Source organism: Kribbella amoyensis, from assembly GCF_007828865.1.
GTDB classification, from domain to species: Bacteria; Actinomycetota; Actinomycetes; order Propionibacteriales; family Kribbellaceae; genus Kribbella; species Kribbella amoyensis.
This window is the reverse complement of record NZ_VIVK01000001.1, coordinates 6,492,710-6,515,250: the sequence shown is the minus strand read 5'-3', so window position 1 is coordinate 6,515,250 and position 22,541 is coordinate 6,492,710. Positions and strand designations below refer to the sequence as shown.

At 70.9% G+C, this 22,541-nt stretch carries 17 protein-coding genes; 9 read left to right on the top strand and 8 right to left on the bottom strand.

Going from position 1 to position 22,541, the window contains the following annotated elements; all coding sequences use genetic code 11:
• Positions 1-103 precede the first annotated feature (103 nt).
• Positions 104-802, top strand: a complete 699-nt coding sequence (locus FB561_RS30260) for a response regulator transcription factor (RefSeq protein WP_145812623.1) — start codon at positions 104-106, stop codon at positions 800-802.
• Positions 799-1,947 carry a sensor histidine kinase gene (locus FB561_RS30255; RefSeq protein ID WP_145812621.1) on the top strand — a complete coding sequence of 383 codons (1,149 nt, stop codon included), beginning with the start codon at positions 799-801 and terminating at the stop codon, positions 1,945-1,947. Before FB561_RS30260 ends, FB561_RS30255 begins: the two co-directional genes overlap by 4 nt.
• 84 nt (positions 1,948-2,031) lie before the next feature.
• Here FB561_RS30255 and FB561_RS30250 read toward each other — a convergent pair whose 3' ends face one another.
• The 3 genes from FB561_RS30250 to FB561_RS30240 all read right to left on the bottom strand — a co-directional run bounded on the left by FB561_RS30250 (position 2,032) and on the right by FB561_RS30240 (position 6,586).
• Positions 2,032-2,481, bottom strand: a complete 450-nt coding sequence (locus FB561_RS30250; protein ID WP_145812619.1) for a peptidase inhibitor family I36 protein — start codon at positions 2,479-2,481, stop codon at positions 2,032-2,034.
• Between the two features lie 62 nt (positions 2,482-2,543).
• On the bottom strand, positions 2,544-3,467 hold the full coding sequence (locus FB561_RS30245; RefSeq protein WP_145812617.1) for a hypothetical protein: 924 nt from the start codon (positions 3,465-3,467) through the stop codon (positions 2,544-2,546).
• A 68-nt stretch (positions 3,468-3,535) separates the two neighbouring features.
• The gene (locus FB561_RS30240) at positions 3,536-6,586 is read right to left on the bottom strand and encodes an AfsR/SARP family transcriptional regulator (protein ID WP_170284812.1); all 3,051 of its coding nucleotides are present in this window, start codon (positions 6,584-6,586) and stop codon (positions 3,536-3,538) included.
• A 311-nt stretch (positions 6,587-6,897) separates the two neighbouring features.
• Here FB561_RS30240 and FB561_RS30235 point away from each other — a divergent pair, with 311 nt between their 5' ends.
• Together FB561_RS30235 and FB561_RS30230 are read left to right on the top strand one after the other, a co-directional pair.
• The gene (locus tag FB561_RS30235) at positions 6,898-7,383 is read left to right on the top strand and encodes a hypothetical protein (protein ID WP_238335132.1); all 486 of its coding nucleotides are present in this window, start codon (positions 6,898-6,900) and stop codon (positions 7,381-7,383) included.
• Complete coding sequence (locus FB561_RS30230; RefSeq protein WP_238335131.1) at positions 7,380-8,354, top strand: sigma-70 family RNA polymerase sigma factor; 975 nt, start codon at positions 7,380-7,382, stop codon at positions 8,352-8,354. The genes FB561_RS30235 and FB561_RS30230 overlap by 4 nt, the downstream gene beginning before the upstream one ends.
• Before the next feature lie 6 nt (positions 8,355-8,360).
• Here FB561_RS30230 and FB561_RS30225 read toward each other — a convergent pair whose 3' ends face one another.
• Positions 8,361-10,016, bottom strand: coding sequence for a bifunctional 3'-5' exonuclease/DNA polymerase (locus tag FB561_RS30225; protein ID WP_145812613.1), 1,656 nt, complete (start codon positions 10,014-10,016; stop codon positions 8,361-8,363).
• A 915-nt stretch (positions 10,017-10,931) separates the two neighbouring features.
• Between FB561_RS30225 and FB561_RS30220 the strand changes: the two genes are divergently transcribed.
• The 5 genes from FB561_RS30220 to FB561_RS30200 all read left to right on the top strand — a co-directional run bounded on the left by FB561_RS30220 (position 10,932) and on the right by FB561_RS30200 (position 15,255).
• A complete protein-coding gene (locus tag FB561_RS30220; RefSeq protein ID WP_145812611.1) occupies positions 10,932-12,287 on the top strand; it encodes an aminotransferase-like domain-containing protein in 1,356 nt (451 codons plus the stop codon).
• Between the two features lie 87 nt (positions 12,288-12,374).
• Positions 12,375-13,280 carry a pyridoxal 5'-phosphate synthase lyase subunit PdxS gene (gene pdxS, locus FB561_RS30215; RefSeq protein ID WP_145812610.1) on the top strand — a complete coding sequence of 302 codons (906 nt, stop codon included), beginning with the start codon at positions 12,375-12,377 and terminating at the stop codon, positions 13,278-13,280.
• Entirely contained in the window at positions 13,277-13,837 is a 561-nt protein-coding gene (locus FB561_RS30210; protein WP_145812608.1) for a DUF6891 domain-containing protein, read from the top strand. The genes pdxS and FB561_RS30210 overlap by 4 nt, the downstream gene beginning before the upstream one ends.
• A 22-nt stretch (positions 13,838-13,859) precedes the next feature.
• Positions 13,860-14,459: a pyridoxal 5'-phosphate synthase glutaminase subunit PdxT gene (gene pdxT / locus FB561_RS30205; protein ID WP_145812607.1), complete on the top strand. Its 600-nt coding sequence runs from the start codon at positions 13,860-13,862 to the stop codon at positions 14,457-14,459.
• Positions 14,460-14,493: 34 nt separating this feature from the next.
• Complete coding sequence (locus FB561_RS30200; protein ID WP_145812605.1) at positions 14,494-15,255, top strand: YebC/PmpR family DNA-binding transcriptional regulator; 762 nt, start codon at positions 14,494-14,496, stop codon at positions 15,253-15,255.
• Positions 15,256-15,321: 66 nt separating this feature from the next.
• On the opposite strand, the gene FB561_RS30195 is transcribed toward FB561_RS30200, so the two are convergent.
• From FB561_RS30195 to FB561_RS30180, 4 genes are read right to left on the bottom strand one after another with little or no spacing between them, the layout of a single operon-like run.
• Entirely contained in the window at positions 15,322-16,356 is a 1,035-nt protein-coding gene (locus tag FB561_RS30195; protein ID WP_145812603.1) for a rhamnogalacturonan acetylesterase, read from the bottom strand.
• Between the two features lie 13 nt (positions 16,357-16,369).
• Positions 16,370-19,075 carry an exo-rhamnogalacturonan lyase family protein gene (locus FB561_RS30190; RefSeq protein WP_145812601.1) on the bottom strand — a complete coding sequence of 902 codons (2,706 nt, stop codon included), beginning with the start codon at positions 19,073-19,075 and terminating at the stop codon, positions 16,370-16,372.
• Complete coding sequence (locus FB561_RS30185) at positions 19,048-21,639, bottom strand: exo-rhamnogalacturonan lyase family protein (protein ID WP_145812599.1); 2,592 nt, start codon at positions 21,637-21,639, stop codon at positions 19,048-19,050. Before FB561_RS30185 ends, FB561_RS30190 begins: the two co-directional genes overlap by 28 nt.
• Positions 21,636-22,529 (bottom strand): carbohydrate ABC transporter permease, encoded by an 894-nt coding sequence (locus tag FB561_RS30180; protein WP_145812597.1) that lies wholly within the window; start codon positions 22,527-22,529, stop codon positions 21,636-21,638. Before FB561_RS30180 ends, FB561_RS30185 begins: the two co-directional genes overlap by 4 nt.
• Positions 22,530-22,541: the final 12 nt, after the last annotated feature.

The window sequence follows — 22,541 nt, the reverse complement described above, 5'->3', positions numbered from 1 at the left end:
GGCGGTGATGAAGCCCACAGTGCGCGACTACGGCTCGCTTACGGCCGGTCCAAGGGGTGTCACGACGGCGGATCGCACCTGCGATACGACCTAGGCTCGTGGCGTGGCTACTCGTGTGCTCGTGGTGGATGACGACCCGACCGTGTCGAACGTGGTGTCGGCGTACCTGACCAAGGCCGGGTACGACGCCCGGATGGTCGCGGACGGGGGTGCGGCGGTCGAGGTGTGGCAGCAGTGGCGGCCGTCCGTCGTCGTCCTGGACGTGATGCTGCCCGGGGTGTCCGGCCTCGAGGTGCTACGCCGGATGCGATCGGCCGACGACGGCGCGGCAGTGATCATGCTGTCGGCCCGCGGCGAGGAGGAGGACCGGCTGGTCGGGCTGGAGTTCGGCGCCGACGACTACGTGGTGAAGCCGTTCAGCCCGCGCGAGTTGACCCTGCGGGTGCAGGCGATGGTGCGACGTGAGGAACGCCTGGCCGGGCTCGACCTGACCCCGACGAAGCTCACTGCCGGCCCCGTCGTCCTCGACACCGGTGCCCGGACCGCCTCCCTGGACGGCACCGAGCTGTCGCTGACGCATCGCGAGTTCGACCTGCTGGCGTTCCTGATCGCGCACCAGGGCAAGGCGTATACCAAGGCCGAGCTGCTCCGCCGGGTCTGGGGCTGGGACTTCGGCGACTCGTCCACGGTGACCGTGCACGTCCGGCGGCTGCGCGAGAAGCTCGAGGCCGATCCGTCCGATCCGAAGCTGGTCCTCACCATTCCGCGCACCGGCTACCTGTTCGCGGCGGAGGCTGAATGACCCGCGACACCGCGGCCATCCTCGGGATGACCGCGGTGTGGACCCTGGTCGTCGCGGCGGCCGGCGGCCTGGTGCTCTGGCGGTTCCGGCGCCGGTCGCTGCTGGTGTCGATGACCGTGGTCGCGCTGGCGCCGATGGTCGCCGCCCTCGCCGCGGTCGGGCAGAGCGCTCGGGCGATGTTCATCTCCGGACACGACTCGCTCGTCGTGCTCTGGACGCTGGCGTTCTCGGCGTTGCTCGGGCTGGCCATGTCGATCGTGCTCGCCCGCTGGATCAGTACCGGTTCCCGTGACGTCGGCCGCCGCCTGCGGCACCTGGGCACGTCGTACGAGCCGGCCGCCGCGGGCGGGAACGGGAACGTACCGGCCGAGCTGGCCGCGGTCGCCGACGAGCTGGAGACGACCCGGCAACGCCTGGCCGCCTCCCGGGAACGCGAGCACGCCCTCGAGAACAGCCGGCGTGAGCTGGTCGCGTTCATGTCCCACGATCTGCGCACCCCGCTGGCCGGGCTGCGCGCCGTGTCGGAAGGGCTCGAGGACGGCGTGATCGACGACGTTCCCGGGGCGCTGCGGCAAATGCGGACCACCGTCGATCGGATGACGGGCCTGGTGGACGACCTGTTCGAGCTGTCCCGGTTGTCCGCGGCGCCGTTGCCGCGGCGTCGCTCCGCGGTCAGTCTGCGCGAGCTCGCGGAGGACGTGGTCGGCGAGTCCAGCGAGCATGCCCGGGCCGAAGGTGTCACGTTGACCGTCTCGACGCCGGACGACGAGGACCGGCTGGCCGTCCAGGGCAACGCGGACGAGCTGACCCGCGCGGTCACGAACCTGGTCGGCAACGCGATCCGGCACACCGAGCGCGGCGGCACGGTCCAGCTCCGGGTCGATCGTTCGGCGGAGGGAGCGATCCGGCTGGCCGTGTCCGACGGCTGCGGCGGAATCCCCGCCGACGACCTCGACCGGGTCTTCGATATCGGCTGGCGCGGGGACCAGCAGCGGACGCCGGCCGGCGCGGGGAGTACGGAGAGCGCGGGCGGCGGGCTCGGCCTCGCCATCGCCCGGGGCGTCGTCGAATCCCACGACGGCCGGATCGGCGTCACCAACACCGAGGGCGGCTGCACCTTCCAGCTCGAGCTTCCGACCGGTTGAGCCCGGCCGTCGTCACCCGATCCGGCCGGGGGAGCTGGCATCCGGTGGATCCCCGGATCGGGAACCCACCGGACTCTCAGCCGGTCAGCAGGAGCTGACCCACCGGTGCGAGCTGCCCCAGTCGTTCAGGTCCGGACGGCCGGCGCCTTCCGGCGCAGCCTGCCGGATGTCGGACCACCAGCTGCCTCGGGTCAGGCAGAACGAACTGCCACCCCAGTCGCTGCCGGTCCCGTTGTAGACCCGCACGTCCCCGAAGGTGCCCGCGGTGCCGTTGTTCCAGAACGAGGTGGCCTTGTTGTTGATGTCGATCCCCCAGTTCGTGTCGCTGCCCTCCCAGCGGCCACGGCCGGCCTCGCCGCTGGTGGGCTTGTAGTCGGCGTCCTTCCAGGCACAGAAGTACCCGTCCCAGCACCACGCCTTGGCGCTGGACGTCGGCGGGCCGTCGGCCGCTGCCTGACCGGCGCTCAGCAGCATCGAGCCGGCCGCCAGACCGCTCACGGTCAGGCCGATGGCAACGCTTCGGAACTTGTTCATGAATAACTCCTCCTGTGGTTGCGGGGCGCGAACGCGTGCCCCTGGTCGGTGGGCGGTCGATCTCAGCGGGCGGCGATGATCGCCCGTGCCTTGGGCAGCGCCGCCGTCGCCAGCCGTCGGTACTGCTGGAGCGCGTCGCTGTTCTTCCTCCGGATCGGCGCGCCGAGCTCACGGTCCAGCCGCTCGGCGGTGGCGACGTACCCGCTGCGCACAGAGCACTCCGCCTCGGCCACCGCGACGGCCTGCTCGTCTCGCCGCAGCCGGTCGAGGTCGACCCGGCCGGCCAGCTCGCCGATCCGGTCGCGGGCGGCGAGCGGGTCCCGGTCCGCGAAACCCTTCGTCCGCAGGCAGTTCGACCAGCGTTCGAGGGCCGGCCGGAGACGGGGGCTGCGGACGACCTCCGGAACGATCACCGCACTGTCGAGGTTGACCGCGACGGTGCTGGCGCGGAACCAGCCGTCGTGATCTCCGAAGAGCGTGCGCCTGGCCTCCGCCGTACAGCCGTCGGCGTTGGTGCCGGCCGTTCCCCCGGAGGGTGCGCCGACCGTCACCGTCGTTCGGCCGCTGCCGTTGAGCGCCTCCAGGTACTGCTGCCGCTCGGCAGGCGTCATCGCGCGCAGCGCCACGAGGTTCGGATCGGGACGCCGGACGGCGCGCGCGGCGACGTCGTCGGCGATCCCGTACCCGTGGCTGCGCGCCCAGTCGACATCGTCGATCGCGTAGGGATACGACCGATCGTTCGGCCGGTCGATCGTGACCGCGCGAAAGGTGAAGCCGGCCCGGCTCATGCACTGGCTGAGCACGAGGTCCTCGGCCGCTTCCAGCACGCGCTGGTCGGCGGTAGACGGCCGCCAACGGTCGACGGTCGGCGTCGCGCTCGGCTCCGGAGCGCCGGCGGGCGGTGCCGGCGCGCAGGAGACCAGGACAGCGGACGCAGCCAGCAGGCAGGCTGCTTTCCGGATGATCGCCAGCGGGATCGTCGTCATGGATCGACGGTCCCAGTCGGCACTTCGATCGTGGTTAAACGTCGCTTAACGCCCTGATCCGGGACGGCTCAGGCGGTGCGAGACCGTCCGCACTCCGCGAGCCTGGCCGCGACGGCCTGAGCCGCTCGCCGGTCGCCCGCCGCCAGATAAGTACCCTCCAGGCACTCCAGCGAGCGCACCTGCCACAGCTGAGCCCCCAGGCTGCTCCAGATCTCGACCGCGCCGCGCAGACAGGCCGCCGCCTTGGGCAAGTTCTCGCGGGCGAGGTGAACCCTGCCGAGGTCGTGCAGCGCGCGAGCCTGACCGTGCCGGTCCCCGTGGGTCCGGAACGCGGCCAGGCTGCGGGCGACCAGCGTGTCGGCTTCGGCGGGCCGGCCCTGGTCCAGCCGGATCCGGCCCAGGTTGCCGTCCACGTACGCCTGGTTGTGCACGTCACCGAGCTCGTCGAAGATCTCGCCGGCCTCCTGGTGCAGGGCCAGCGCGGAGTCCAGGGAGTGCTCGCAGTGCTCGGCTGTGCCCAGCCAGCGCAGGGTCAGCGCCTCGTTCCGGCGATCACCGACCTGCCGGAACGCCGCCAGCGCGATGACCAGCGGGCGGCGCGCGGCCGCGCCGTCGTACGGGTCGAGATAGGTCGCGCCGAGTTCCTGCAGCGCCCGCGCCTCGCCGCCGGGGTCGCCGAGACGGCGGAACCGACTGACCGCGTCGGCCAGCACGCCTCGCGCGGCGAGCGGTTCGCCCAGCGACCGGTACGAGGCGCCCTCCATGTACCGCACGTGCGCGCGACCTCTCTCGTCGGCCGCGGCCGCGAAAGCACGATCGGCCCGGACCAGAAGGTCCGCGGCGGTGTCGTAGTGGTCGAGAATCTGCTCCAGCGACGCGAGCTTCGACAGCAGGACGCCTTGCGACCGGTGACAGCCCAGCCGGTGCGCGGCCTCCAGCGCTGTGTCGTGGGTATGCCGCCAGTCCCCGAAGTACGTGCGGATGTCGACGTACACGGTCAGCGCGTCGGCAAGCTCGCAGGCGATCGCCAGGTGGGCGGTTTCGGCCGCCTGGTCGACGGCGGCCACCAGACAGGGGTGTTCGGTGTCGAACCAGCCCAGTGGATCGGCAGGCCCGGCAAGAACCTGTGGACCGGGGTCGGCGAGGCGGAATGCGGCCGGGTCGATCGCTCGACTGGCACGCACCGCCCGGGCCGCCCATTCCCCGAGCGCGCGTCCGACACTCGCGCGCCGGGTGTCCTCTGACTCCGTGCGCTCCGCGACCTCCCGGGCGTACAGCCGGACCAGGTCGTGGAAGCGGTAGCGGTCCTCGCCCGGGCTCCCGAACGGTTCGACCAGCCGGGCCTCGACGAGCTCATCGACCAGGCGGTCGGCCGCCACCGCGCTCACGGCTGCGGCGCGGTCGGACTCTTCGTCGAACGCCGTGGCGGCTCGGTCCGCCTCGGTGTCGAGGAGCGTGGCGGCGACCCACGGGGCGAAATGCGGCACATCGAGCAGGCCGAGGCGCCGGAACGTGGTCTGCGCGGCAGGTCCCAGACCCTGGTAGCTGAGCTCCAGGCTCGCGCGCACGGCGAGATCGCCGGACCGGAGCTCGTCGAGGCGGTGCCGCTGGTCGGCCAGCCGCTCGGCCAGCCGGCTCAGCTCCCAGTCCGGCCGCCGGGCCAGCCGCGCGGCCGCGATCCGGACCGCCAGCGGCAACTGGTCGCACAGCCGGACGATCTCGGCGGCGGCCTCCGCAGCGGTGGCGACCCGGTCCGCACCGATCACCTTCCGGAGCAGGTCGAGCGCCTGCGCGGGGGTGAACAGGTCGAGGTTCACCAGCGACGCGCCCTCGAGCCCGGCCAGCGGTGCCCGGCTGGTGACCAGGACGCCGCATCCCGGACGCCCGGGCAACAGCGGCCGGACCTGCTGCTCACCGGCCGCGTTGTCCAGCAGGATCAGCGTCCTCGTCCCCGCCAGGCGACTCCGAAACAACGCCGACCGCTCGCCTCGGCTCTCCGGGATCGCGGCCCCGGCGACTCCCAGGGACCGCAGCAGCCGGCCGAGGGCCTCGGTCGGATCGAGCGGTCCGGCGTCCGCCCCGCGCAGATCGACGTACAGCTGGCCGTCCGGGTACTGGTCGATCAAGCGGTGCGCGGTCGCCACGGCGAGGGTCGTCTTCCCGACGCCGGCCGGTCCGGCGATCGCGGCGACAGCCGGGGCCGAGCGCGGACCACGAGACGACAACAGCTCGAGGAGTCGCCCGACCTGTTCGTCTCGGCCGGTGAAGTCCGGTACGGCCGGTGGCAGCTGCGACGGCGTCTCGCTGTGGGACTCCGGCTCCAGGGACGGATCCGCCGCGAGGATCGAACTCTGCAAGGCGATCAGTGCCGGTCCCGGCTCGACCCCGAGCTCCTCGACCAACTGCTCCCGGGTCCGCCGGAGCGCGGCCAGCGCCTCGGCCTGGCGACCGGCGCGGTAGAGGGCCAGAATCCGGAGTTCCTGCAGGCGCTCCCGCAGCGGGTGGTGGTCGGCGGTCCGGCACAGATCCGCGATCAGGGCGCTGTGCCGGCCACGGGCCAGCTCGGCGACGTACAACTGCTCCAGACCGGACAACCTGCGCTCCGCCAGCCGCTCCGCCTCCGGCCGGATCACCGGGTTGCCGGCCAATTCGCCGTACGGTTCGCCGCGCCACAGGTCCGGCGCCTGCCGGATCAGGCCGACGCACTGGTCCCAGTCGTTGCCTTCGGCAACCTGGTGAGCCTGGTCCAGCAGCGTGTCGAAGCGCTCGGCGTCCACCTCGCCGGGCCGGGTCCGGAGCAAGTAGCCGCCGTTGCGGTGCACGATCCGCTCCGGCCCGTCGAGCAGTTGCCGGAGCCGGTGCACGTGCACCTGGAGTTTCTGGCGTGGACTCCGGACCGCATGCCCGGACCAGAGCGCGTCGATCAGGGTGTCGACCGGTACTACCTCGTTCGTCCGGCTGAGCAAGGTCCCCAGCAGTTGGTGGAGGATCGGCGCCCGAAGTGGCAGACCGCGCGCGTGCGGCGGATCGACGGCCGGTGCGGCGACGGGCTCGGCGGCTGCCCGCACGGGCGGAGCGGCGAGGCCGACCTCGATCGGTCCCAACACGGCGAAGCGCACGCGACCACCCCCAGCGATCAACCGGCGTCCCGACCCCTGAGACGCTCGGCTCACATGCATCCTTCATCTTGCCGGTGTTCACTCTGCGTGGCAACCGAGCGTGCGCGGTCAGCCACCGAGGACATCGGCGATCCCGGTCCGGAGCGTAGGGGTGGCTTCCGGCCGAGGTCGTCACCGAGCCGCCGCCTGCAGGCCCTGATGTGGCGGACGTCGCCCAGGCGGTCGACGAGCTGGTCGGGGACCACGATCAGGCCCGGTCCGAGGTCCCGGCCGGGGCGTCGGCGCTCCAGGATCAGTGATCGAATGGGACCGTGGAGTTGTCCGGGATCCTGCTGGCGGTCGGGGTGGTGCTGTTGCTGCTGGCCGCGTACGCGACCTGGACCGCCGGGCGGCTCGACCGGTTGCACCACCGGGTCGCGACCGCTCGCGCACGCCTGGACGCCGAGCTGACCCGCCGTTCCGCGCTCGTCGCCGAGCTGGCGGGCAGCGGTGTGCTCGACCCGGCGTCCTCGTTGTTGCTGCTGGACGCCGCGCATCGGGCCCGGGCCGCGGACGACGACGACCGGGAGCAGTGCGAGTCCGTCCTGACCCGCGCGATCACGGCGACCTCGACCGAGGTGGAGCCGTGGTCGGGGGAGTTGTCGGCCGCTGTCCGGCGCGTCCAGCTCGCGCGGCGTTTCCACAACGACATCGTGGTGTCGACGCGGGAGTTGCGCAGACGCCGGCTGGTCACCTGGTTCCGGCTGGCCGGGCACGCCCCGATGCCGAGCACCATCGAGCTGGAGGACGGCAGTTGACCGACGAGGCGTTCGCGGAGCAGGCCGAGCGGTACCGGCACGAGTTGCGGGTGCACTGCTACCGGATGCTCGGGTCGTACGACGACGCCGAGGACCTGGTCCAGGAGACGTTCCTGCGGGCCTGGCGCAGCCGCGACTCGTTCGAGGGCCGGTCCAGCTTCCGGGCCTGGCTGTACCGGATCGCGACCAACGCGTGCATCGACGACGCCCGGCGGCCGCGGCGCGTCCTGCCGCACCAGCTCGAGCCGGCCTCGTTCCCGGCCGAGGCGCTGCCTGCCCGGGACGACCTGCCGTGGCTGCAGCCGATCCCCGATGTCCTGCTCGACCGGGCCGAGGAGCCCGACGCGCAGGCGATCCGGCGGGAGACGATCGAGCTCGCGTTCCTCACCGCGATCCAGCAGCTGCCCGCGCGGCAACGGGCGGTGCTGATCTTCCGCGACGTGCTCGGCTGGCCGGCTCGGGAGACCGCCGACGTGCTCGGCCTGACCGTTGCCTCGGTCAACAGTGCGCTGCAGCGGGCCCGGCCGGTCCTGCGGGACCACCTGCCGTCCCGGCGGACCGAGTGGGCGGCGGCCGGAGACCCCAGTACCGAGGAGCAGGCGTTGCTTGCGAAGTACGTGGCGGCGTTCGAACGGCAGGACGCGTCCGGGCTGGCCGCGTTGATGCACGAGGACGTCCGCATCATCATGCCGCCGTACCCGTTCTGGTTCGCGGGCCGGGAGATGGCGGAGAGGTCGTTCGCGGCGAACTTCGTCCCGGGTGGCCCGGACAATCGCGGGGACTGGCGGTTCCTGGTCACGGGGCTCAACCGGCAGCCCGCGCTCGCGGCGTACCTGCGGGAGCCCGGTGGTACGCGGTATCTGCCGTTCGGGTTCGACGTGTTCCGGATCGAGGGTGGGTTGATCGCGGAGCTGACCGCCTTCGAGGGCGTCGACTTCGCGGCTTGCGGGTTGCCCGATCAGCTGACCTGATCCGGGTCACTTGGCGTCGGAGTACGACTCGACGATCGCGGTGGAGAACGGGAACCGGGTCGGCGTCCTGCCGAAGGTGAGCTCGCCCGCGAGATCGCCGGCGGCCTGGATCGCGGTGGCGACCTGCTCCGCCTCGCCGGCCGGGCAGTGCACGATCACCTCGTCGTGCTGGAAGAACACCAGCTCCGCTTCGAGTCCCGCGATCGACTGCCGCAGCGCCGCCATCATCAGCAACGCCCAGTCGGCCGCGCTGCCCTGGACGACGAAGTTGCGGGTGAACCGGCCACGGGCCCGGGCCTGCCGCTCGTCGACCTGCGGCTCCTCGACGATCTGGTCCTCCACCATCTGCGCGTCCAACTGCGAGCCGGACGGCGGGCAGGTCCGGCCGAGCCACGTCCGCACCAGCCGCCCCTCCTCACCCGCGCGCGCCGCGTCGTCGACGTACTGCACCGCACGGGGGAACCGCTTCCGCAGGGCCGCCAGATTCTGCAGGCCGTCGCCGGAGGTCTGACCGTAGATGGCGCCGAGCACAGCCAGCTTGGCGGCCGCCCGGTCACCCGAGAACGCCGTGTCCGACACCGCCTTGTACAGATCGGCGGCGTCACCCGACACCGCCATCAGCCCGGGGTCCCGGGAGATCGCGGCCAGGACCCGCGGCTCCAGCTGGGACGCGTCCGCGACCACGAGCCGCCAGCCGGGATCCGCGACCACCGCCCGGCGAATCACCTTCGGGATCTGCAGACCGCCACCCCCGTTGGTCACCCAGCGCCCGGACACCGTGCCACCGGGGACGAACCCCGGCCGGAACCGCCCGTCGTGCACCCAGTCGTGCAACCAGGTCCACCCGTTCGCCGTGTAGATCCGGTAGAGCTTCTTGTACTCGATCAGGGGCGCGACCGCGGGATGGTCGATGGTCTCCAGCTCCCACCGACGGGTCGAGCGCAGCAGGTATCCGGCCTGCTTGAACGCCTTCAGCACGTCCGCCGGGAGATCCGGTCGCACCCGCCGACCGAACGCGGCGGACACCTGGTCGGCCAGCTCGGTCAACCGACGCGGCTCACCCGTCCCGCCGAAGCGCTCACCCAGCAACTCGGTCAGCAGGGCGCGGTGGACCTCGGCACTCCACGGCAACCCGGCCCGGTCCATCTCGGCCGCGATCAGCATGCCGGACGACTCGGACGCGGTGAGCAGGCGCAGGCGATCCGGGTACTGGCTTCTGGAATGCCGCGTGAGCTGGTCGGCGTACACCGCGAGCAGGGTCGGCAACGGCACCGGCTCGGCCTCGACCTCGAACAACGAGGACTGCTCGTTCGGATCGGCGGGCCGCAGCGGCGGATCGGGCGGCACCGGCGCACCGGTCAACCGGGCCCAGGCCGCGGCGACGGACCGCGGCTCGCCCAGGCGTCCCTCGTGCCCGAGCAGCAGGACCTCGGCGCACTCCATGTCGTAGCACCGCTCCACCCGGACCCCGGCCGCCAGCAACCGCGGGTACACCTCGGCCGTCGACCGCCAGATCCACCGACTCACCTCAGGCCGCGAAGCCACCGCGGCCACCAGGTCCCGCTCCCGCCGGATCTCCCCGGCCGCCGACCCGTCGGCCCGCACCGGAACAACCTCGGCCCCACCCCCCACCACCGGCGCCAAAGCCCACCTGAGATCCACCTCGACATCCTCACACCCCCCACCGACACCCGCCCCCGCCAACCACACTTTGCGCACGATCCGCCCATCCACGGCGGGCAGCTGTGGTTGGTTGGTGCCCAAGGTCGACGCGGGGTCGGCTGGCGCGTGCCCAAGCTCGCCCGCGGACGGCCACCGTCGCCGGGGTACGTGGTGGGTGCGCGATTGGTCTGCCCCGCGGCGCTCGGCTGGGCCGTGGCGGGCGACTTTGTGCGCGGGCTGGTCGTTGGTGGTGGGTGCGGGTGGTCGCTGGGTGCCCAAGGTCGGCGTGGATGGCCGGTGCGTGCTCAAGGTGGGCGTGGATGGCTGGTGCGTGCTCAAGGTGGGCGCGGATGGTCACCGTGGCCGGGGTACGCGGTGGGTGCGCGATTGGTCTGCCCTGCGGTGCTCGGCTGGGCCGTGGTGGGCGACTTTGTGCGCGGGCTGGTCGTTGGTGGTGGGTGCGGGTGGTCGGTGGGTGCCCAAGGTCGGCGTGGATGGCTGGTGCGTGCTCAAGGTGGGCGCGGATGGTCACCGTCGCCGGGGTACGAGGTGGGTGTGCCGTGGTACGCCGTGGTGGGCCGACTTTGTGCGCGGGTTGGTCGTTGGTGGTGGGTGCGGGTGGTCGGTGGGTGCCCAAGGTCGGCGTGGATGGCTGGTGCGTGCTCAAGGTGGGCGCGGATGGTCACCGTCGCCGGGGTACGAGGTGGGTGTGCCGTGGTACGCCGTGGTGGGCCGACTTTGTGCGCGGGCTGGTCGTTGGTGGTGGGTGCGGGTGGTCGGTGGGTGCCCAAGGTCGGCGTGGATGGCTGGTGCGTGCTCAAGGTGGGCGTGGACGGCCACCGTGGCCGGGGTACGCGGTGGGGGCGTGCGACGAGAGGGGGTGGGGGATGAGGCCAATGGTGGGAGACTGGACTCATGTGGCGGGGGAATGATCTGGATTCGGCGGACGGGACGAAGACCGAGCAGGTCGAGGCGCTGGTGCTTCGGCGGATCGAGCGGGGGGATCTTTCGATCGGTTCGCGGTTGCCTTCGGAGCGGGTACTGGCCGAGCGCCTCGGGGTGAGCCGGGTGACCGTCGTTCGAGCGCTCGACCAGCTGCGCGCGGACGGGGTACTGGAGACGCGTCGTGGTTCGGGGACGCATGTGCGGCCGCTTGATCGGTTGCTCGACCCGATCGCGCCGGTGTCGACCGTGACGGCGGGGGATCAGCCTGTCCTGGATCTGCGGTTCGCGACGACGGCTGCTCCGCATGACGTCGCCGAGGTGGCCGCGCAGATCGTGGCGGACGGGCTTCCGCAGGCGATGGGTGGTGACGGCCCGCCGCCCGGTGGGTCGCTCGAACTGCGGACCGCGCTCGCCGAGCGACTCACCAAAGAGGGCGTACCGACCGAGCCCGGCCAGCTGACTCTCACCGTGGGCGCGGCCGCCGGGTTGAACGCGGCGCTCGCCGGCCTCGACCTCGGACCGGGGATCGCGATCACCGAGACCCCGACGTACCCGGCGGCGTTCGACCTGTTGCGCAAACACCGGCTCGACGTGGTCGGCTGGCCGGCCGGGGTGTGGGACACGGACCAGCTCGCGCATCTCTGCCGGCGGCACAAGCCCAAGGTGATCTACCTGCAGGCCGACAACCACAACCCGACCGGCCTCAGCCTTCCCACGGACCGGCGTACCGCGGTGGTCGAGATCGCCCGACGGTACGGAGCGGCCCTGATCAGTGACGAGACGATGCGGCCGCTGTGGCTCGCGGGCGGAAAGCAGGCGGATCCGCTCAGCCGGTACCCGCGGACCGTCAGCGTGGGCTCGCTCAGCAAGACCGTATGGGGTGGTCTGCGGGTCGGCTGGGTCCGGACGGGCCGTCAGTTGCGCCGGCGGATCAACACCGCCGCGAAGCTCAGCGTGGTGTCGCCGAGTGCGCTGGACGACCTGCTCGCCCTCGCGATCGTGGACCGGCTCGACCGGGTGATCTCGCGCCGCAAGACCGGCCTCCGGGCGAACCTGGCCGCCCTCGAATCCGGTCTCAAGGCGCTGCCCGGGGTGGCGTGGTCGACCCCGACCGGCGGGATGACCTTGTGGCTGGAGCTGACCGAGGTCCGGGCCCGGCGCGTCCTCGAGGCGGCCCGCGAACAAGGGCTGCTGCTGGGCGCGGGCGACCTGTTCACCCCGGACGGTACGGACCGGCGGCATCTGCGGATCCCGTTCACCGCGCCGCCCGCGACACTGCGGCTCGTGGTGTCCCGGCTGGGCCTCGCGCTGGCTCAGTCCACTTGATCCGAGGTGGACTGAAACCTGCCGCAGATCTGGCCCTACGCTGGACGGCGTACAGAGGATGTGCGCGGCCCTGACCAGGAGGATGCAGTGACCGACAGCCAGAACACGACCCCGCAGACCGGCACCGCCAAGGTGAAGCGCGGGATGGCGGAGATGCTCAAGGGCGGCGTGATCATGGACGTCGTGACGGCCGAGCAGGCCAAGATCGCCGAGGACGCCGGCGCCGTGGCGGTGATGGCGCTCGAGCGGGTCCCGGCCGACATCCGCGCCCAGGGTGGCGTCTCCCGGATGAGCGACCCGGACATGATCGACAGCATCATCGGCGCCGTCTCGATCCCGGTGATGGCCAAGGCCCGGATCGGTCACTTCGTCGAGGCCCAGGTACTGCAGAGCCTCGGGGTGGACTACATCGACGAGTCCGAGGTGCTCACCCCGGCCGACTACGCGAACCACATCGACAAGTGGAACTTCACCGTTCCCTTCGTCTGCGGAGCGACCAACCTCGGCGAGGCGCTGCGCCGGATCACCGAGGGCGCGGCGATGATCCGCTCCAAGGGCGAGGCCGGGACCGGTGACGTGTCCAACGCGACCACCCACATGCGCCAGATCCGCCAGGAGCTCCGCAAGCTGCAGAACCTGCCCGAGGACGAGCTGTTCGTCGCGGCGAAGGAACTGCAGGCGCCGTACGAGCTGGTCAAGGAGGTCGCCCAGGCGGGCAAGCTGCCGGTCGTGCTGTTCACCGCCGGCGGGATCGCCACCCCCGCCGACGCCGCGATGATGATGCAGCTCGGCGCCGAGGGCGTGTTCGTCGGCTCCGGCATCTTCAAGTCCGGCAACCCGGCCCAGCGCGCCGAGGCGATCGTCAAGGCGACCACCTTCTACGACGACCCGGACGTGCTGGCCAAGGTCTCCCGTGGGCTCGGCGAGGCGATGGTCGGCATCAACGTCGACGAGATCCCGCAGCCGCACCGACTCGCCGAGCGGGGCTGGTGACCGAGCAGGCGCTCGGCGAGCGGACCGCGCGCGAGCTGCGCGGTCTGGCCCGAGTGCTCGTCCGGTCCGGGTACGCCGACCGCGCGGGCGTGACCGCCGCGTTGACGGAAGCCGTTCGTGAGGACGCGCCGTCGGCCGAGGTGGCCACGCTGGTGCCCGATCTGATCGACCAGGCGCTGGCCGACCTCGCCGAGGACGCTGCCACCTGGCCCGTCGTCACCGGGCCGGACCGGCTCGACTCGGTTCTCGCCGAGCTGGAGTCGCTCGGCCTCGTGGTGGTCCGCTACACGTCGGACCACCACGCCGCCCGGGCGGTCCTGGAGGCGGCCGCGGAGCCGAAGGGGCTGGTGTTCTTCACCGACACCGACGTCTGGCACGCCGTCGACTTCGGCATGCTCGAGCTGAAGGTGTGGCACCCGGACACCGCGAACGTGGCGCCGGGGGAGCCGTTGCTGGAGGACATCCTGACGCTGCTGCGGGAGCGGGACCTGCCGGCCGTGTTCGACGAGGGCCGGATCGAGGTCACCGTCGACTGGCAGCGCCGCGTGACGCTGTGAGACCCGCTGGAAGAGGAGCGAAGTGAGCAAGCCTGTCATCGGGGTGTTCGCGCTGCAGGGCAACGTGCGCGAGCACCTCGCCATGCTGGCCCAGGTCGGCGTCGAGGGCGTTCCGGTCCGCCGGCCGGCCGAGCTGGCCGCCGTGGACGCGCTGGTGCTGCCCGGCGGTGAGTCGACCACGATGGACAAGCTGGCCCGGTCGTTCGAGCTGTTCGAGCCGTTGCAGAAGCGGATCGCGGACGGCCTGCCGGTGTTCGGGACCTGTGCCGGGATGATCATGCTGGCCAACGAGATCACCGGCGGGATCGAGGGCCAGGAGACGCTCGGCGGCCTCGACGTCACGGTCCGCCGGAACGCGTTCGGGCGCCAGGTGGACTCGTTCGAGGCCGAGCTGGAGTTCGCCGCGTTCGACACGCCGTACCACGCCGTGTTCATCCGGGCACCGTGGGTCGAGCGGGTCGGCTTGGCGGTCGAGGTACTGTCGACGGTGAGCTCGGGCCCCGCCGCGGGTAGGATCGTCGCGGTTCGCCATGATCGGCTGCTGGCCACGTCGTTCCACCCGGAGATGACCGGGGACGCCAGGCTGCACGGGTACTTCGCCGACCTGGTGCGTGACCTCTGAGTTCGGCAACAGCGGTAGAAGGGTTGGGTTCGCGATGTCAGGCCATTCGAAATGGGCCACCACCAAGCACAAGAAAGCGGTCATCGACGCGAAGCGCGGCAAGCTCTTCGCCAAGCTGATCAAGAACATCGAGGTGGCCGCCCGGATGGGCGGGGGTGACCCGGCCGGCAACCCGACGCTCTACGACGCCATCCAGAAGGCGAAGAAGTCCTCGGTCCCGAACGACAACATCGACCGCGCGGTCAAGCGCGGCTCGGGCGCCGAGGCCGGTGGCGCGGAGTACCAGACGATCATGTACGAGGGCTACGGCCCGAACGGCGTGGCGATGCTGGTCGAGTGCCTGACCGACAACCGGAACCGGGCCGCCGCCGACGTGCGGACCGCGATGACCCGCAACGGCGGCTCGCTGGCGGATCCGAACTCGGTCGCCTACCTGTTCAACCGCAAGGGCGTGATCGTCGTCGCGAAGGAGCAGGACGGCAAGTCGCTGTCCGAGGACGACGTGATGGAGGCCGTCCTGGAGGCCGGTGCCGAGGAGGTGAACGACCTCGGCGAGTCCTGGGAGGTCGTCACCGAGGCGACCGACCTGGTCGGCGCCCGGACCGCGCTGCAGGACGCCGGGATCGACTACGACTCGGCCGACGCGTCGTTCGTCCCGTCGATGACGATCGAGCTGGACGCCGACGGCGCCGGCAAGATCTTCCGGCTGATCGAGGCCCTCGAGGACAGCGACGACGTGCAGAACGTCTTCGCCAACTTCGACGTCTCCGACGAGGTCATGGAATCCGTCGGCTGACGCCTTGAACACCCACCGGGGGCCTTGGACAGCTCTCAGACTGTCCGAGGCCCGCGGTACTTGTTCTCAGCGGTTCCAGTACCGGTCGGGGACCAGGCCGAGCTCGGTCAGCCCGGCCGCGACCAGGTCGGAGTAGACCGACGCGCCGTACTCCGAGGTGTGCGTGTCGTCCCGCTTCTCCCGGGTCAGGTAGAGCGCCTTCGCCGCCTCCGGACCGAGGTCCTCGACGACCGCCTGGGACCGCGCGGTGAGGTCGATCAAGCTGACGTCCTTGCTCGCCGCGACCGCGCGCATCTCCGCGGGCAGGTCGACCCCGAGTCCGTTCACGATCAACCCGGTCGCGTTCAGCCGGTCCCCGGTGAACCAGCGCCGCACGATCGGCGTCACCAGGACCGGCGTCGCCCCGGTCGCCCGGATGCCGTCGACGATCTCGGTCAGGTTGGCGCGGAACTGCTCGGCGGTCGTCTGCTTGTCGTTGTGGCCGAACTGCACGAGTGCCACGTCGCCCGGCCGCAACTGCGGCCGCATCGCCGCCCACATCGCGGGCTCGGCGAGGAACGACACCGTACTCTCGCCGGAGCCCGAGTGGTTCACCACCGACAGCCCGTGCCGGAACCAGCGCGGCAACCGCTGGCCCCAACCGGTGTACGGCGCGGTCTCCTGGTCCGTGACGGTCGAGTCCCCGGCCAGGAACAGCCGCGGGGTAGCCGCAGGAGCGAGGCCGATCCCACTGACCTTCGGAGCCGGCCCGGTAAAGGTCAGGGTGAGTCCCGGCGTCCCGGGTCCGGCGAAGCTGTTCTGCTGTCCCTCGGGGTCGCGTACGTTCACGGTGAACGTCCGCCGGACCAGCTCACCCGCGGCACTGTCCGTCGCCGGCACCATCAACCGGCGAGCCTCGGCCAGTACCTCGGTCCGCGCCGCCTCCTGACGGTTGCCCAGGGCAACGGTTACGTCGTAGTGCCCCGGCGGTACGTCGAAGGTGCAGGTGATCGGTGCCGTCCCCGTGCACTGCGCGAGCAGGCCGGGATCCGGGTGCGGAGCCGGTCCGAGCCCGCCACCCGCCATCACGAACGCGAGGCCGGTCGCGACGATACTTGCCATTCGCCGCCTCCCTTCACGGGTTGGTGATGTGGTCGCCGGCCAGCGCGAGGGTCTGGATCGCGGCCAGGCCGTAGAGAGCGGTCGTGTTGGTGGACACCCAGGTCGCCGCCTTGGTCGGGTTCAGCGTCGAGGTGACGTCCTGCGCGGTCCACGGCAGGGTCGGGGCGTACCCGTCACCGGTGTAGAACTCGCGCCACGCCCGCTGGGCCAGGTCGTCGCGGTCGAGCCGGGCCGCGGCGTACGCGGTGAGGCGGGCGTGGCCCTGCCGCAGGATCAGGTTGCCGAAGTGGGCCCCGCACTCGGCGGTCTGCTCGGCGCGGCTCGCGTTGTAGAGCCGGCAGTACTGCAGCCACGCCTGCTCGAACGCGGGTACGTCCACCAGGTCGATCAGCTCGGCGCAGATCTCCACCTGGCCGAACATCGCGCTGAGGTGGGACACGCTGACCGTCTTCTCCGTCACCGGGGCGAACCGGCCGGTGTCCAGGTCGTACAGCCCGCCGCCGGTGACGAACCCGTTCGGCATCGCACCGATCGTCTCCATCGTGCCGAGCAGCTTCGCCTTCGCGGTCGCCGCCTTCGGTCCCTGTCGCTCCCACTCGGTCAGCCAGGCCGCGGCCAGTCCGCTCCAGTCGGTCCCGAGCCCGATCGCGAGCGCGTGCGGATCCGGTTCGTACGGCTCGGTCCGGATCTTCCGCAACGGATCCAGCACCAGGAAGGTCCGGTCGGAGTCCACCAGTTCCGACAGCAGGTCGCCGGTCCGTTCGTCCGCGGTGAGGAAGTAGTAGAAGCGCCGGTAGATCGCCGTACTGATCCGCTGCTGCTTCGCGCTGTCGGCCCAGTGCTGGACGCCGTGCCGCGTCCCGAGCCCGGCCCATTGGCCGAGGTGGTACACGTCGACCTCACCGGTGTGCCGCGTCATCGCCTCCGCGAACCGGAAGATGTCCGCCCGCCCCGACCGCAGGAACGCGTACCAGAGCCATAGATCCGGTGACAGCTCCGAGTTGTCCCAGGCGTACCCGCCGACGTCGTACCGCCAGACCAGCCGGTCCTCGTCGAACGTGTGCATGATGTCGCCGTAGTCCCAGAACCCGTACCAGTGCCGCTGCTCGACCTGGCCGCGGTAGAAGTCGAACAGGAAGTCCAGGTGGTCCTCGATCGCCTGCTTCGCCGGATGCGACCGGTCGACCGGGCTGACCAGGCCGCCGAACACCCGGGTCCCGATCAGGTGGTCCACCGGATTCACCAGCTGCGGAGGTGTGCGGACCTGGTCGGCCATCGCGCCGAGCCGTTCGGCCGACGGCGTGGCCGGCAAGGCCCAGAAGGTGAGCTCGCTGGTCCGCGCGATCCCGTACGGCGTGCCGAAGCCCGGCTCGTAGTCCTCGTAGGTGATGTTGAGGCCCTCGAGCTGCTCCGGGAACGTATCCTGGCCCATCCCGTCGTGGTAGAACCGCAGGTCCATCGGCCCGGCCTCCGGGGACCACAGCCAGACGGTGACCTCGGCCTCCTCGGTGTGCGCGCCGCGGATGTCGAGCTGGGTCGGGTGCCGCTGCCAGAAGTCCCGCAACCCGAACGCGAGCCCGCCACCGACCCCGCCGACGTACCCGAGCCCGGCGGCCCGCTCGCCCTGGTCGACCGGGATCCAGCCGTACCCCTTCTTCGTCCGCTTCCGCACCTTGAACCCGTCCGCGGACAGCTGGCTGAGCGAGTAGTCGCCCCACTCGGGGATGTACTGCAGCCGCGTCGTGACCCGCTGGTCCCAGGTCGACGGATCCGGCAGCTTCGTCCCGGCCACCTGGGCAGCGCGAACCGCGGCACCAGGATCGCGGCGGAGTCCGGTGATCCCCTTCACCGCTTCGGCGAGCAGGCCGTGCCCTTCACCGACGAACCGGACGTGCCGGTCGTACGCCGCGTCGCGCAGCGGGACTCGGAAGCGCACCCCGAGGCCGGCCAGGAAGTCGTTCTGGCCGTCCTTGTCGTACACGAACGTGTGCACCATCCGGATGTTCTCAGCACCCGCGTAGAAGTAGAGCCGGACCGTGAACGGCAGCCAGGACTTGCCCTTCTTGTTCACGTGCCGACCGTCGATCCGGACCACCGCGCGCACCGGTCCGGACTGTTCGACGGTGACCTTCTCGATCGAGCTCTCGTACCGCTCGCGGGCGACTCCGGTCTCCTCGTCCTCGGCGATCCGGTCCTGCCGAAGGTTGACCAGGGTGCCCTTGCGCGCGATCTCGACGCCGCCGCGCCAGATCTGGCTGATCAGGTCGGTGCCGTCCTTGCGGATCCGGGTCCTGATCACGCCGGTGTCCACGTCGATGAACTGTTTCTCGTTCTTCACCGTGACGGGCGTACTCGGTGCGGCCGGCGTCCCGGCCTTGAGGGTGTACGTCTCGGCCGGCGTCGCCGCGGTGACCGCGTGCGCGCTCCACTTCAGCGAGCCGTCCGGCCAGTACGCCGTGGGCCAGCTCTGCAACGGGACCGCGGTACCGTCGGCCGCGGCGAGCTCGAACGTCTGGTCGGGGCGGACCGCGCCTTGCGGCCACGGGGTACCCCAGGTGGTGACGGCAGCGGTGCCCGGGCGGCCTTCCAGCCAGCTCAGGCCGACCGGGGGGACTTCGGCGGGGGCGGTCGGGACGGCAGCGGCCGTCCGCGGGTCCAGCAGCGAGGCCACGGGGACAGCGGCCAGACCGGCTAGGACGGTTCGTCGGGTGAGCTCCACGCGGTTCCACCTCCGAGGTGGGTTCGGTGTTCGGGGACGAGGGCAAGGTTCTGGATCGCGGCCAGGCCGTACTGCGCGGCGCCGTTGGTGCCGACGAAGGGGGCTTCGTCGATCGGCATCAGGACGCCGGGGCTGCGGACCGCGGTGAGGTGCCAGTGGGTTTCGCGTTGCAGGGCGTTGCGGTTGAGCTGGTCGCCCTCGTCGACGAAGAATTTGCGCCAGGCAACTTTCGCCAGCTCGGGATCGCCGGTCCGCGCGGCGGCGTACGCGGCGAGCCGGCTGTGCGCCTGGACCAGCGAGATCCCGGTCAGTGGCTGCCCGACCTCGGCGGCCTGCTGGTCCGGGGTGGCGAGGAACAACCGGCAGTACTGCAGCCACGCCTTCTCGAAGCCGGGCACGTCGAGGTCGAGGTCGATCAGTTCGGCGCAGATCTCGGGCAGGCCGAAGATCGCGGACAGGTGCGAGACCGAGATGGTCGCGCGGGTGGTGTCGAAGCGGCCGGTGCTCAGGTCGAAGAGGGCGTTGCCGGTGAGGAAGCCGTACGGGAGCGCGGCGATGTCGGTCATCGTGCCGACCAGCCGTTGCCGGGCCCGCTCGTCACCGTGCCGCTCCCAGCGAGTCAGCCAGGCGGCGGCCAGCGCACCCCAGTCGACCCCGAGCCCGACCGACAAGGCGTGCGAGTCGGGCGTGTAGACGTCGGTCCGCACCTTGCGCAGCGGATCGACGGCCAGGAAGGTCTCCTCGGCCTGGGCGAGCTCGTCCAGGAGATCGCCGGTCCGTTCGTCGGCGGTCAGGTAGTAGAAGAACCGGCGGTAGATCGCGCTGGAGATCCGCAACTGCTTGCAACTGCATCCCCAGTGCTGCACGTTGTGCCGCGACCCGAGTCCCTTCCACCGGCCGAGGTGGTGCACATCGACCTCGCCGGTGTGCCGCGTCATCGCCTCGGCGAACCGGAACACATCGGCCCGGCCGGTCCGCAGGAACTGGTACCAGAGCCACAGATCGGGGGAGAGCTCCGAGTTGTCCCAGGCGTACCCGCCGACGTCGTACCGCCAGGTGTGCCGGTCCCGGTCGTAGGTGTGCATCACGTCGCCGTAGTCCCAGAACCCGTACCACCGGCGTTGCTCGCGTTGCCGCACGTAGTAGTCGAAGAGGAAACCGAGCCTGTCCTCCAGGTCCTGGTGCTCCGGATCCGGCAGACCCCAGCTCCCGAACACGCCGGCTTCGTGCAGCCGTTGTGGCGAGGCCGCGAGCTGCGCGGGGAAGTTGAGCATCTCGGCGTGCTCGGCCAGCGCCTCGGCCGACGGCGTCGCCTCGTGGACCCGCAAGGTCAGCTCGTGCGTCCGGGCGATCCCGTGCGCGGTGCCGAACCCGGGCTCGTAGTCCTCGTAGGTGATCTCCAGGCCTTCGAGCTGTTCGGCGTAGGTGTCCTGGCCCATCCCGTCGTGCCAGTACCGCAGGTCCATCGCGGGCGCGCTCGGCGACCACATCCACACGGTCGCCGTGGCCAGATCGGTCGCGGCCCGCCGGATGTCCAACCGGGTCGGATGCACCTTCCAGAAGTCCCGCAGCCCGAATCCGAGCCCACCGCCGGCCCCTCCCACATAGCCGTACCCGGGTGCCCTGGTCCCGGCCGGGATCGTCACCCAGCCATGGCCGGGCGCGGTCCGCTTCCGCAGGGTGAACCCGTCTGCGCTGGACTGGTCGAGGGTGTAGTCGTTCCACCGCGGGATGAGGTGGAGCCGCTGCGAGACCTCGGGATTCGGGATCTCCCCGACGGACTCGCCCGCCACCTGCGCCCGGCGTACCTCCTCGCCCGGATCGCGCCGTAGACCGGTGAGTCCGCGGACCGCCTCGGTGAGGAACCCCTCGGGACCGGCGAGCCGGATGTGCCGGTTGTGCGGTTCGTCGGTCATCACCACGTCGGCGCTGAGACCGAGGCCGGCCAGGAAGTCCCGGTCGGGATCGCCGTCCCAGACGAACGTGTGCACGATCCGGACGTCGGTCGCGCCGGCGTAGAAGTACAGCCGCACGCTGAACGGCAGCCAGTCACCGTGCCGTCCCTCGACCCGAACCACGGCACGAACCGGTCCCCGTTGCTCGACGACGATCCGCTCGACCTCGGCGGTCGTCTCCCGTCTCGTCCGGTCGCCGTCCTCGTCGGGCCCGTCCTGCTTGAGGCTGACCAGCCGGACATCGCGGACGACCTCGCGTTCGCCGTACCGGATGGACTGGATGAGTCGTGGCTTGGTCAGGATCCAGGTAACGTCACCGGTACCGACCTGGACGCCATCGTCCTGCTCGCTCACCTTGATCGGCTGTCCCGGTGCGGTCGAGGTCTCACCTGGGACGAGCTCGTACTCGGCCTGTGGTGCACCTGGACCGATCGCGTGCGCCGACCATTTAACCGAGCCGTCCGGCCAGGTTGCCGTGGTCCAGCTCTGGACCGGGGTGCCGTCCTTGATGGCGAAGGGGGTGCCGGCCGGTACCGTGCCGCGTCGCCACGGGACGCCCCAGGTCACGCCCTGGTTCTTCGGCTTGTCGAGCCAGTGCAGTGTCGTCATTCCTTCACCGATCCGATCAGGACGCCCTTGGCGAAGTGCTTCTGCAGGAACGGGTAGAAGAGCAGGATCGGCAGCGTCGCCACGACCACCACCGCGAACTTCAGGCCCTGCTCGGGGAACGTCACGGTCTCGAGTTGCTGCAGGACGTTGGCGGAGTCGGCGTTCGCCGCGGTGAGCTGGCGGACGATCATTTGCAGGGTCCACTTCTTGCTGTCGTCGATGTAGAGCAAGGGCGACATGTAGTCGTTCCAGATCGCGACCGCGTAGAACAGCGAGAAGGTCGCGATGATCGGCTTCGACAACGGCAGCACGATCCGCAGGAACACGTTCAGCTCGTTGCAGCCGTCGATCCGGGCCGCTTCCTCGAGCGCCTCGGGCAACTCCTGGAAGAAGCTCTTCACCACGATCAGGTAGAACGGGTTGATCGCCAGCGGCAGGATCAGCGCCCAGTAGCTGTCCAGCAGGCCCAGGTCCCGCACCACCAGGTACGTCGGGATCATCCCGCCGCTGAAGACCAGGGTGAAGATCACCAGGTTGAGCACCAGGGTGCGGCCCGGCAGGTACCGCTTCGCCAGCGGGTACGCCATCGTCAGCGTCAGCAGCAGCTGGATCACGGTGCCGACCGCGGTCACGCAGATCGTGGTCAGCAGTGCCCGGACGAACGTGCCGGTGGAGAAGATGTAGGTGTAGGTGTCGGTAACGAACTTCTCCGGCCAGAGGAAGAACGGCCGGGAGCTGATCTCCGACTCGGTCGCGAACGACCCGGCCAGCACGTACAGCAGCGGCAGCACGGTGACCAGCGACAGCCCGATCAGCAGGACGGCGTTCAGGATGTCGAAGGCGCGGCTGCCTTTCGAGTCGTAGTACCGCACGGTCGGGGTTCTCGGCATGTGCTTGGTCCC